The organism is Trichocoleus desertorum AS-A10 (assembly GCF_039962155.1).
Lineage (GTDB): Bacteria > Cyanobacteriota > Cyanobacteriia > FACHB-46 > FACHB-46 > Trichocoleus.
On sequence record NZ_JAMPKN010000079.1, the window covers coordinates 1 to 11,448 of the forward strand.

The 11,448-nt window shown below is 46.2% G+C and carries 14 protein-coding genes and 1 pseudogene; 9 read left to right on the forward strand and 6 right to left on the reverse strand.

The window, feature by feature from the left end; all coding sequences use genetic code 11:
• The first annotated feature begins 265 nt into the window (after nt 1-265).
• Together NDA01_RS29930 and NDA01_RS29935 are read left to right on the forward strand one after the other, a co-directional pair.
• Nucleotides 266-490, forward strand: coding sequence for a hypothetical protein (locus NDA01_RS29930; protein ID WP_348230895.1), 225 nt, complete (start codon nt 266-268; stop codon nt 488-490).
• Between the two features lie 50 nt (nt 491-540).
• Nucleotides 541-939 (forward strand): response regulator, encoded by a 399-nt coding sequence (locus tag NDA01_RS29935; RefSeq protein ID WP_348230896.1) that lies wholly within the window; start codon nt 541-543, stop codon nt 937-939.
• Between the two features lie 21 nt (nt 940-960).
• Here NDA01_RS29935 and NDA01_RS29940 read toward each other — a convergent pair whose 3' ends face one another.
• The 3 genes from NDA01_RS29940 to NDA01_RS29950 all read right to left on the reverse strand — a co-directional run bounded on the left by NDA01_RS29940 (nt 961) and on the right by NDA01_RS29950 (nt 4,441).
• Nucleotides 961-1,158 (reverse strand): hypothetical protein, encoded by a 198-nt coding sequence (locus NDA01_RS29940; protein ID WP_348230897.1) that lies wholly within the window; start codon nt 1,156-1,158, stop codon nt 961-963.
• Nucleotides 1,159-1,451: 293 nt separating this feature from the next.
• Nucleotides 1,452-1,760 carry a cyclic di-GMP-binding domain-containing protein, MshE-related gene (locus NDA01_RS29945; RefSeq protein WP_348230898.1) on the reverse strand — a complete coding sequence of 103 codons (309 nt, stop codon included), beginning with the start codon at nt 1,758-1,760 and terminating at the stop codon, nt 1,452-1,454.
• Between the two features lie 1,259 nt (nt 1,761-3,019).
• The gene (locus tag NDA01_RS29950) at nt 3,020-4,441 is read right to left on the reverse strand and encodes a methyl-accepting chemotaxis protein (RefSeq protein ID WP_348230899.1); all 1,422 of its coding nucleotides are present in this window, start codon (nt 4,439-4,441) and stop codon (nt 3,020-3,022) included.
• A gap of 354 nt (nt 4,442-4,795) precedes the next feature.
• Here NDA01_RS29950 and NDA01_RS29955 point away from each other — a divergent pair, with 354 nt between their 5' ends.
• The 5 genes from NDA01_RS29955 (at nt 4,796) to NDA01_RS29975 (ending at nt 8,161) form a co-directional block, all read left to right on the forward strand.
• Nucleotides 4,796-4,933 (forward strand): hypothetical protein, encoded by a 138-nt coding sequence (locus tag NDA01_RS29955; protein ID WP_348230900.1) that lies wholly within the window; start codon nt 4,796-4,798, stop codon nt 4,931-4,933.
• Between the two features lie 79 nt (nt 4,934-5,012).
• The gene (locus NDA01_RS29960) at nt 5,013-5,162 is read left to right on the forward strand and encodes a hypothetical protein (protein ID WP_348230901.1); all 150 of its coding nucleotides are present in this window, start codon (nt 5,013-5,015) and stop codon (nt 5,160-5,162) included.
• A 91-nt stretch (nt 5,163-5,253) separates the two neighbouring features.
• On the forward strand, nt 5,254-5,988 hold the full coding sequence (locus NDA01_RS29965) for a hypothetical protein (RefSeq protein WP_348230902.1): 735 nt from the start codon (nt 5,254-5,256) through the stop codon (nt 5,986-5,988).
• Nucleotides 5,989-6,027: 39 nt separating this feature from the next.
• Nucleotides 6,028-6,876, forward strand: coding sequence for a serine/threonine-protein kinase (locus tag NDA01_RS29970; protein ID WP_348230903.1), 849 nt, complete (start codon nt 6,028-6,030; stop codon nt 6,874-6,876).
• Between the two features lie 238 nt (nt 6,877-7,114).
• Nucleotides 7,115-8,161: a hypothetical protein gene (locus tag NDA01_RS29975; RefSeq protein ID WP_348230904.1), complete on the forward strand. Its 1,047-nt coding sequence runs from the start codon at nt 7,115-7,117 to the stop codon at nt 8,159-8,161.
• A gap of 41 nt (nt 8,162-8,202) precedes the next feature.
• Here NDA01_RS29975 and NDA01_RS29980 read toward each other — a convergent pair whose 3' ends face one another.
• Nucleotides 8,203-8,463, reverse strand: coding sequence for a hypothetical protein (locus NDA01_RS29980; protein WP_348230905.1), 261 nt, complete (start codon nt 8,461-8,463; stop codon nt 8,203-8,205).
• 120 nt (nt 8,464-8,583) lie between these two features.
• Here NDA01_RS29980 and NDA01_RS29985 point away from each other — a divergent pair, with 120 nt between their 5' ends.
• Complete coding sequence (locus tag NDA01_RS29985; protein ID WP_348230906.1) at nt 8,584-9,702, forward strand: pentapeptide repeat-containing protein; 1,119 nt, start codon at nt 8,584-8,586, stop codon at nt 9,700-9,702.
• Between the two features lie 15 nt (nt 9,703-9,717).
• A pseudogene (locus NDA01_RS29990) lies at nt 9,718-9,963 on the forward strand (pentapeptide repeat-containing protein); the annotation flags it as partial.
• A 9-nt stretch (nt 9,964-9,972) separates the two neighbouring features.
• Here NDA01_RS29990 and NDA01_RS29995 read toward each other — a convergent pair.
• Complete coding sequence (locus NDA01_RS29995; protein ID WP_348230907.1) at nt 9,973-11,046, reverse strand: hypothetical protein; 1,074 nt, start codon at nt 11,044-11,046, stop codon at nt 9,973-9,975.
• On the reverse strand, nt 11,043-11,448 hold a 406-nt coding region (locus tag NDA01_RS30000; RefSeq protein ID WP_431193578.1), incomplete at its 5' end, for a hypothetical protein. The genes NDA01_RS29995 and NDA01_RS30000, both read right to left, overlap by 4 nt.

Genomic DNA, 11,448 nt, shown 5'->3' on the forward strand with positions numbered 1-11,448 from the left:
CATCATTACCTGTGTAGCACTACCATGAACTTTACTCTTCTATCATTACATCTTGAGCACTACCCATATATTTAGAGCAACTAGAGTCAGGTATTTTGTAGAGGCGTAAGCTGTTGTATTCATGAATTACTATTACGCAGCGACACGCAAGTGACCAGGATTCACCTGACTCCAGCGCGCAAGACCCCAGAAATATCTAGCAATCGCGCGATCGCTCACCAACAGCCGAGAAACCCCAAGGCTCCTACTCATCTTTGTTGGTCAGTTGTCCCAATTTGGGACTTGTAGCGATCGCTCTTCAACTCCAGAGCCAGTGAAACAGATGTCCGAATTCTGGACAACTGGCAGGGGCGAGCAGCAGTCCAGTGATGAGGTTGTATTCCCCAATTGGGGAAAAGTTGCAAGGGCGATCGCGCTTTGGGGCCTGATCACTGAGCTATGCACAGACTACATGTATGATATGCAACATTCAAAAGCTCAAACGCTGTGATTCTGACTCAGGGTTTAGTTTAGCTTTGCCCCTCACCCGTATGCAGTGACATGACAGATGTTCCGATCTCTGAACCGAGCCCAACGGTAAGAGTCTTGTTAGTTGAGGATGATGACTTTAATCGATGGCTACTGGATGACTACTTCACTCATCACGGCTACCAAGTGCTGAGTTTGGCAGAGGGCAGTAGCTTTTTCTCAACTCTGGCTCAGTTTCAGCCGCATGTGGTTTTGCTGGACTTGAAGTTACCCGGCATCAGTGGCTACCAACTACTAGAAGCACTGCGACAGAACATAGAGTTTCAACATTTACCTGTCATCGTCTTTACAGCATTCGCCTTTCGAACCGAGCGCCAACGAGCCCTGCAATTGGGAGTGCAGGGTTATTTTGTCAAGCCGAGCCACCCAGAAACGCTAGTCGCCGCGATTGAAAAAGTTTGTGCTAGATAGTCCTCTCGCCATCGAGAGGAGTCAGCTCTGGTCTTGGTCTCGTTTTTGCTTTTCGGCAGTAATGAAGTTATCAATAACTTGAGTGAACTCTTGCATGCTTTGTCGGGTTGATTCGAGCTGTTGCTCTAGGTTTACGACCAAAAGCGTGACCGTTTGGAGTCGGTTGAGTCCAACGTCAAACGCATCTTTAACCTGGGCCTCAAACTCATCAAGGTTCATAGAGCTATTTAAACAAGTTTTTTCTTAGGTTACCCATCTATGTATAAATTTATACAAACATTGGGAAACTTGAAATCGTAATAGCAATCGTAGCCTTGTCAGCCTTGAGATTCCGAAAATTACGGATTTTGCGGTAGGTGGGGCTAGTTTAAAGCGATCGCCAACTCGGTGACCCGGTCAGGTTAGACTCACTTAGCCTGCTTCCTTTTCCATCGTGTGGCGGGTCCGGTTGAGTTATCTTGCGGATGAGTACCCTAAGTCGCTTAGTCGATCCTGAAGCTTGTCAACCAAGCCTACTGAGGCAAGGTATTTTCCTGCGAAAATGCTTGGAGCTTTTCCTCAGTAATCCAGCCCCGTGCAATCAAGACTTCACTCCACTGCATCCCTGTAATTTGCTGGTCACGCAGGGCAATATCTCTTTGGCTAGCTGAAATTAATCCTGCTTCTATGAGTCGTTCAGTGAGTAAATTCTGGGAAGCCTCGGATTCCGATGGAAGTTCTCCTCTCAATGCTTCAGCACCTCCATTGGGGAAAACATACACCACCGTTTGGCCTGTCTTTCCTAAAACTCGAATTTCATCGTCATCCATTTCTGAATTCATAAGACTCTCTGCTTTTAATAAAAGGTTGTAAGCACTGAGTTCACTGACTTGGTTGCGTTCCCCAATTGGGGAAAAGTGAGGGGCGATCGCTCCACTGATTAAGCCCCCTCAGCAGTGCGATCGCCTTACCCCTAAGGTGCCCTTATGCCCCCATGAAGATCCCTTCAAGTACTGCTACTAGTGCTGGTTGGGGTAGTTTTCGTGAGTGAGTTAGGTGCTGGGATGCTTGGTAGAGCAGGCGATCGGATTTTTGAATTGGTTTGAATTGGGCTTTTTGGGCCTTGATCCCGTGTAGGTAGGGTTTGAGTCAAAAGGGGCCAATTCACAAGTTGAGCAGGCGATCGCCCTGCTAATTAAGCGGCGTTAGGGGAGCGGGCCTATATTTTCGAAACCAGAGTGTTGGTGTAAAAGGCTCCTAAAAAGCTATTTAGCCTCTATCGGTAACCATCCGTTGCAAGAGTCTCTAGCTTCAGAGCAGGCAGAAGGACGAAACAGAGTTTGGAGCGTACAATTCTTAAAGGCCAGCACTGTATAACTATTAACTCTAGTTATAGAAACCACGTCATCAACGGCTTCTATAACTCGGTATAGATGGCCTGCCTCGGAAAGCAAACATTGGCCTGTTAATACGGTCATCGCTTAACTGTTTACTAAATCAATAGGTATATTTTTATACTTTCTTAATTGTGGTGCAGGCTTGTGACAACAAACTTCTATTTTCTACATACAAGTTAAGGATTTCTTGAGTCAGCACTGCGATCGCTCAGCAGCTAAAGTTTACGTTTGAATGCTGGCATACTCCAACCTACCACTGTTAAACCTGCATCTCTAGCTCTAGCCAAAGCTTCTCTTGAGGTTTCACCTTCCATTAGCTCACACTCAATTAAGCCTGAGACCTTACAGAGCTGATAGCCTACGGGCAATTCTGAAGGCGGTTGAAAACAGGTGAGAACTATTTTGGGGGCCATTCTGGCAGGGCAAATAACGGATGCATACAGGCTCTAAATTAAAAACCTTGCAGCGTTAAAAAAACCGCTAAAGCGCTTATTTTCGATGTCAGGCAAAGGGGCGATCGCGCTGGTGACGCAGAACCTAAGCCAAGCTTTGATAGTCGGAAAATTTCCGATTTTGAGCTGAGTGCTCGGTAAGGCGATCGGCATGGTGAAGTGGAGGGGCGATCGCTTTCAGAATTAACAGCGTTCTTTGAGCTCGGGGGTTAGGGTTAGAAACCCTCATCAGAGTGGACTTAGCACCTACAACTAAACAACTGATTTTAGGATGAGTGCTGCTTCGCTAAGCTGTCGAGTGCTGACTCTTGTTTGACTAATTCCACTCGCTGTTTCACTCGCTCCTTGGTTGATGGCCATCATGGCATCCACCACCTGCTGAATCGCGATCGCCTGCTGCTTAGAGGTCAAAGAAATTTGTTGGTTACTTAAGGAAATATTGTTCGCCGCAGTCACAATGCTCTCAACGGTTTTTCTGCCTTCATCCGTCACCATGACTGTAGAGTTAGTGGCATTTTGAATATCGCTGACGAGAGTGCCAATGCAATCGGCTGACTTGCGACTTTGGTCAGCCAGTTTTCGGATTTCTGTCGCAATGACGGCAAACCCTTTTCCTTGGTTTCCGGCCCGTGACGCTTCGACAGCAGCATTCAGCGCGAGCATGTTGGTCTGATTCGCCAGATCACTCACCAGGGTAGAAATCGTGCCAATTTGGTTGGTTTGCTCGCTCAAATATAAAATTCGTTCGGCGATTTGCTCCACTTTTCCTTGCAGACTATTGCTACCGTTCTGATGTCGCTGCCCTAATTGACCCAAGCCAGCGATTAAGTTCAACACTTGGCGAGTTTCAGCGGCGGCGGATTCTGCTTGCTCAGCAGATTGCTGAGAAGCGATACTCAGTTCATTCATTGCTACTGTGGTTTGGTTCACAGCAACAGCTTGTTGGGAGACGGTCTTTTCCTGCTGTTCTACAGCAATGGCAATCTCGGTAGAAGAGCTCGCTACGGTCGCCACAATTTCATTAATTGTGCGAGTAATGCGAGATGAAATCAGGCTACCTGTGACAACAGCTAGCACAGTTGCAGCGATCGCTCCTATGACAGCGGTGACAATCAAGGAGCGCATGGCAGATTCTGCGGCTTTAACTCGCTGAGCTTGCAGCTTGTCCTCTTGAATATTTAGTTCCTGGAGTACCCTGCCTACTTCGTCTATGAGGGGCAAGATGCGGCCTTGGACCAACTCCTGATTGGCTTCATTGACTTTACCTACTTCAACTAAACCAATCAAATTTCGGTTAATTTCCGAAATTTGTTCACCCAAAACTTTTAACTGTTGCACCCGTTCAACCTGCTCGTCTCCGGAAGCAGAAATGATTGGTTCTAAAGTATTGATTCTGGCTTGATATTCTCGAACGCTATCTTCGTAGGCCTGTGAGAAAACTTTATTTCGGGTCAGAAGATAGCCACGCAAATGAGTTTGACGCTTGTACAGATCGGTCTCCAGACGGTCAGTTTCTTGAACAATTTTGGCTCCTAGGCTGGTCTTCTGATTGTGCTCAATGACTTGTCTAGCATTAACCACAACGACGCCAGTTGCAGCGATTGTCAGCACTAATGGGACTGCATAGCCCAACAAAATACGCTCTCTAAGCTTGAGTTGATTAAAATTAATCATAATTTTTGCGAGATTTCTAAAAGAGCAGAAGGATGATTCACTCTTCTGTAACTCTCGAAAACCAATAAATAGCAGTGCTGTTGAAACCGTGTTTCCACCAATTTATCCAAGCGTGCCCAACGAATTTTGGAGCTTTTAGCGATTCTCTAGCAGGAGTGATAGGTCTTTATGATGCCCTGTCTCAATTTCTGCGTCAACGTGAGATTCAAGTCCCCTCTAGCTCAGCATCTGCCTTAAACGTGCGATCGCGAAAGCAGCAGACAAAAAGCCCCAAGGCTTCCACTCATCCTCATTGAGGTAAGCATTGCATCTCCGAAAAAACTTGCTCTTTCAACCCAGAGTCACTGCAAGAAGATGTCCGAATTCTGGGTGACTAGCGCGATCGCTCAGCAATTCACTCATTTAGCTGCGTTCCCCAATTGGAGAAAAGTGAGAGGCGATCGCGCTACCAAGTCTTTGCCCCCCTTAGTCGTGCGATCGCCTTACCCCTAAGGTGCCCTTATGGCTCCATGAAGATCCCTTGAAGTACCGTTGTTAGTACTGGTTGGGGTGGTTTTCGTGAGTGAGCTAGGTGCTGGGATGCTTGGTAGAGCGGGCGATCGGATTTTTGAATTGGTTTGAATTGGGCTTTTTGGGCTTTAACGCTGTGCAGGCGGGGTTTGGGTCAAAAGGGGCCAATTCAAAAGTTGAGGGGACGGTGAAGGGGCGATCGCTAAGTTAAAAGTCACTACGTGTCACACTCTGTAGGCACTCCACGTAATACATTTGTATATAAAGAGTCAGCATAGGCAGGCTCTAAGAAGGCTCTCGGCGTGTATGCAATGCAAATTTCTCTAATTAGTGCAGATACGATTAAACATTACCCATCCCTCAATCCTGCTGGCCTTTCACTTAGAACTCCAACTAGAGGACCCGAGCATGGCCTTGTCTATGAATATATAAAATGCAAACTTCCCCCAGCTCCAGCAGATCATTTCCGAACGATTTTTATCGAGCCCCGTTTAGACGCTGGATTTCCAGATATTGTTGTCGTTTATTGGCATGGTCCCACAGCAGATCGTTGGATGGAAAGTCGAGCGAAATTGACTAAGCTTGACATTCGTTTACTTCATTACCTTTTTATAGGCGGGTCATCAGACTTTGAGCACCTGAATACCTTTTTCACGAAAGGAGTTGCCTCATCATTTAAGCGACTTTACAACGCAGGGCTTATTAAGTGGGTATCGGGCAATTGGCAAACTCAACCAGTACATGAGATTTTTTCCGTTCGTCGCTTAATTGCGATCGAAGCAAAAGTTAATGAATGGAAACATGGCCTTCAGCAAGCACTACGCAATACTTGGTTTGCATCAGAGTCTTATCTTTTAATTTCCCAGATGCCAAACAGCCCGAAGCTCCTAGAGGAGGCCGCTCGCTGCGGGGTTGGAGTTGTGTCATGTCATCAATTCCTAGATAATCCTGAGTTGTCAGCTCGACACGAGCAGCTTCCTAAGTCATATGCATCCTGGCTGTTCAATGAATGGGCTTGGAGGTCTAAATGCGTCTAAGATTTATTGATGTTGATTTAGTGCCCTTTGAGTTTCAAGATGAGTATTAATCAGGATTGGCTCAGGCAGGAATTTCCAGATATTTCTGAGTTATCACCTATTGCTGAAGGAGGCCAAAAATGGGTTTTTTCGGGAAAGCATGCCAAGGATGGTGACGTTGTTCTGAAGATCTGCTTAAGAATGCATCCAGAGCGCATTGCCCGAGAAACTCAAGCAGTCCAAAGCATTAAATCACCACGGGTGCCTAAAATCCTTGCACTTGGAACAGCTCAAGCTAACCTCGGTGAAGTGGTCTGGATCCGGGAAGAGAAAATATTTGGAGACAATCTACGGGATTATTTGCAAAATAGCCCCCTTGATTCAAGAGCGGTTCTACGCTTAGGGAAGCATCTTCTAGAAGCACTCGCGTATGCTGAGCAAGCCAGAATAGTTCACCGAGATGTGAAACCAGAGAACATCCTCGTTGATCTAAATAGTGATTTTTGGTTACTTGATTTTGGGCTTTCGAGACATCTGGATTTAACCTCACTCACTGCAACCGCAAGCCCGAGAGGAGTGGGCACATGGGGATATGCTCCACCTGAACAATTCAGAAATCAAAAATCGGAAATAGACTCTAGGGTAGATCTTTTTGCCCTTGGGGTTACGCTTTATGAATGCGTAGAGGGGATTAATCCTTTTCGTTATCAAGCACGAGATGAGGCAGAAGTCTTTCATAGAATAGAGTCAATGCCTTTGCCTGCTATATCCAAACCTATAGATGCGGCTAACGAATTTAAAGATCTAGTCTTTGCCATGACCAGAGCCCGACGAGACCATCGTTTAGAAAGTGCGAAAGCAGCATTAGAGTGGATCCAAGAAATTTGCGATCGAGAAGGGCTGGCATGAGATGGACCTCTATCTACATATGGGGCTTCAAGTATTCTCATGGCAGATGGGTAAGCGTTTTTCCTCAGGGGAACATTTGATGGATCTTTTCCTACAATTTGGCTATGGAATGATGGATCACTGCCGCTCCCTAATTAAACATTGGGGTGGAGGGGTAGTGATCTTGAGCCCCCGAGACCTAAACAAGGTCCAACTACAAAAATTTGGGAGGGATATTTGTAGCCTAGGCGGGACAGTCATGCTTGATCCGCAGTTCTACTTACCTTACGCAGACCATCATCGGCTACGAGAGCATGACTACTGGCCTAAACCTTATCAAAGTGCAGACTTTTGGGGAGGGTCTGAGTTAACCGAGCTCATTAAAAGTCTTTTAGAGCTTAACTCTCAACTAGGCTGTGTCGATTTCATTTTGCCGGGTCTTTATGCATCAAATGTCAATGATGATTGGCTGGCTCGTCAAAAGGCTTTGATTGAAGAAGCAGAAAGTATTAATAGTAATAACCTAAATTTAGTTGCGACCGTTGCCCTTAGTGAACAAGTTACACGAGACCAGAATCAAATCCATGAGATTCTAGAGGCGGCAGATAATTGGTCTGTTAATACTGTTTATCTTGTATGTGAGCATCCCAGAGGAGAATATCTAGTCAGTGACCCAAACTGGTTAGCAAATGTTTTAGACCTTACTGCTGGTTTGCGCCTTAAGAATAAGAAAGTAATTATTGGCTATTGCAGTCAGCAAATGTTAATTGCTAGCTGTGCCTCTGCAACAGGTGTTGCCTCTGGAACATGGATGAATGTTCGCTCATTTCCACCTGATAAGTTTCGGATGCAGTATGAAGATGAGATTAAGCAGCGGACGATTTGGTACTACTGTCCACAAACATTGTCAGAGTATAAAATCCCATTCCTTGACATCGCATCAAGATTAGGTGTTTTGCAAGATGTTGCACCGAAGAAAGAATTTGGTAGCAATTATGCCGATATTCTATTCCAAGGCCCACAGCCTAGCTCTGTCGGCTTTACGGAACAAGCTGCTTTTCGACATTATCTACAATGTCTGCGCGGTCAAGTGACTAATGCTAGGAGAACTACATTCAACGACACAGTTGATGCCCACGAAAAAGCATTAGATACCGCAGAAACTCTTCTTGAATCACTGCACAACATTGGTGTTCGTGGGCAGCATCGTGACTTTAAAGAGGTAGTAGATACAAACAGGGCAGCACTTAGTGTGCTAAGAGCTACCCGGGGACCGATTTTACGCCGTTACTGGGATAGGTTGTAAATTTACATGACATTGATTTGAGTTAGTGGATTGCTCCATTACTAAGCCAGCATTCGCTGAAGTCGCGCTACAGGGAATGCAGCAGTTAAGAAACCCCAAGGCTCCCACTCGTCCTCATTGCAATGAGCATTGTGTTCCAAGCGATGTCCAAATTTTGGACAACTGGGGCGATCGCTCCGTGACGCAGACCTCAAGCCAAGCTTTGATAGTCGGAAAATTTCTGATTTTGGGCTGAGTGCTGGGTAGAGCGATCGGGGTTGGTCAGAGTAGGGAGCGATCGTTCCGGTGATGTGAAAAGCCAACTCTTTTGCCTACTTGATGCCTTAAATCTTTAAGAAAGCTAAAAATACATCATTAACCACTTCACCTGAGGCTACCTTTTTCGAGGTGAATTATAGCCCAATACAAGGGAAGAGAAAGCTGTGCCTGATAGTGAAGCAGAAAGTCTCAAGCAATGGTTAATAGCTTTAGCATTGATATTCCTCAGTGTAGCGTTAGTTATAGGCTTCACTCTTTGGACGATTGAGGTTACTTCTATTGAGCAGATTCAACATTCTTCTGAACCCCTTGCAGGCAAAAGTTTACTTGAGCTCAAGAATCAAGGAATTAAGTCAGTTCTAGATGCCTTGAAAACTGTTGCGGCTGCCTTTGGTGGGGTTGCAATCCTTTTCAATGTTTTCTACGCAGCTAAGCGGGTAGAAAGTATGGACAGAGCCGCGATCGCTGCTGAGAAGAATATTGAGGTTGGGTTGAAAAACGTTGAAATCGGGCTCAAGAATGCAGTCTTGACAGAGGAGAGACTGATTACAGAGCGCTTCGCTAAGGCCATAGAGCTACTTGGTAGCAAGGAGACGGAAATTCGTATAGGAGGCATTTATGCCTTAGAACGAATTGCCAATGACTCGCCCAAAGATTATTGGCAGATCATTGAAGTCTTAGCTGCTTACGTTAGAGAACGAGCTCCTTGGCCCCCAAAGCCATCGTCTGAGATCGAAGAGACAATAACGGACTCAGAAAATTATAAAGTTCCAACCGATATCCAAGCGACTTTAAGTGTTCTGGGTCGTCGTAAACATTCTTATGGGCTTCCAGAAGAACCTTACTCTATAGATTTAGAAAAAACGAATTTGCGCGGAGTAACACTTAATTCTGACACTAAGTTCCAAAAAGCAAATTTCAGTAAAGCTAATCTCCAAGAAGCAAAATTATTAGGGACTAAACTGCAAGAAGCTTTTTTTATAAATGCTGACCTTCGAGGGGCTTATGTCATCAACGCCCAGTTACAACAAGCTAATTGCATGAGCACGGATTTTCGTGGAGCGAATGTTTTTAATAGCAACCTCCAAGAAGCGAATCTGATGAATACTAACCTCAAAGGAGCAAGGTTTACACAAGCAAACCTCCAACAAGCAAACCTTGCAAGCGCTAGCTGTCAGAACCTATATTCACTGGGATCTAATTTTCAAGAAGCCAACCTCCAAAAAGCTAATCTACAAGAGGCTATTCTTGCAGCCAATAATTTTACAGGAACATTGTTTTAGGGAGCTTATCTTCAAAAATCAAACCTTATAGGAGCCGATCTTCGAGGGGCTTTCCTTAAAGAGGCTAGATTGCAAGGAGCAAATTTACAGCAGGTGAATTTAGAGGATGCAAGGCTACGAGAAGTGGTAGGGCTTGAAGAAGCAAAAGGCTTAACTTGGAAGCAGCTTACAGTAGCTGATATCAATGAAGAATTCCGCTCTTCAGAATTTTTTGAGCAACTAAAACGTCAATCGCTAGAGAATGAAATTGAGCCTTCATAATAGAAAACTTCAGTCACAGCATAGTTGAGGCTTTAACATCCGTTGGAGTCGAGCGATCGGAAACGCAGCCGCTAAGAAACCCCAAGGCTCCCACTCGTCGTCATTAGTCAGGATGTATTGCTTTCCTTCAATCAATTGACTGGCAGTCACAAGCCGCAGACGATGGGCTAGGTCAAACCATTCCTTGAAGCCTGGTTCTGCGGCTTTAACTGCTTTGGGGTGTTCACTGGCTCCTAGTTTCCAGCATTGACTAATTGCATCCCTGAGCAAGCCGATCGGATTCCTCACTTCATGCCTGTCTCGATACTCGATCGCAGCAGCGAGGGCATCTGTAACCACTTCAAGTGGGGCCGCTAACACTTCAGCCTTCAAAGGTGAGGTGAGCGGAAATCCCGCTTGTTCAATTTTTTCAAAAATCGCTTCTTGAGCGGCGGCGGAATCAGCGCCCTCTGCAACCTGTTCCACTTTGGACCCAGATGCTTTTAGAACGGGTTGAGGCTTCACAGGCAAGGGAGTGCTTACTGGCTTGGAATCTTCAGATCCTTCTACCCCTACAACAACAGGGAGGGTGGGTGGCTCCGTTGTTGTGGTGTCTGTAGAGGTGTCTAGAGTGGAATCTATTTCTATATGATCACCATTCGTTTTGGAGTTGATGACCCCTGAGCTAGGAGATGAACTCCCAGAATCAAGGTCATCATCTCCTAGATTTGTGAAATGAGACGGAGCAAGGGTTTGGGCTTGTTTCTGGGCTAAGGCTTGTTCAATGACCTCCCGGTTGAGCTGGTACTGGTAGGCGCGATCGTATTTCGCCTTGGGGTTGTTGCGCCGCTTGAGGAGTTGCAGTTTGTTGGTGAGTTTGGCGAGTGCTTGGCGGATGGTCTCGATGCTGTACTCCTCAAACAGATGCTCTCGGATTTGTTCTAGGGTGAGCCTCACCCAGTCGTCAAGCTTGTGCTTGGCTTTCCATGCCTGCCAGCCCTCGATGATGGCGAGGATTTTAGCGGCGCAGTAGTTGCGCTGGGTGATTTGGACGTACTCTTTGCAGAGCTTGAGGTAAGTCAGGTTAGGGGTAGCGGTGCTCATCGTGGCTGCACCTCCGTCTCGAAGCTGTGACGCACGGGTTCAATGAATTTATGTGGGGTGCCTGGATCGAGTTCGATGGAGTACCACCAGCCGTTCTGATACTCCATGCCAATCACGGTGCCGTGTTCGTTCCACTCGTCAGCAATGCGGACTTGCTGCCAGAAGTGGAAGCGGGGGCAAGGGATGCCCCCAGGCAGGGCAATGGTTAACTCTGGGGTTTGGCTCCTAGGTTTAGAAGCACAGACACCCAGAGTTTGAGAGCGTTTGACGGTATCGGCTAGGCGCAATAAATAAGGCATGTAGCCCGGACGCTTATGCCATTTCTTACCCCAGAGCTGCACATCGGTTGGTAGCAGGCCACAAGCATGAGCCAAAGCTTGATCACAGGCTTGCTTGTAGTTT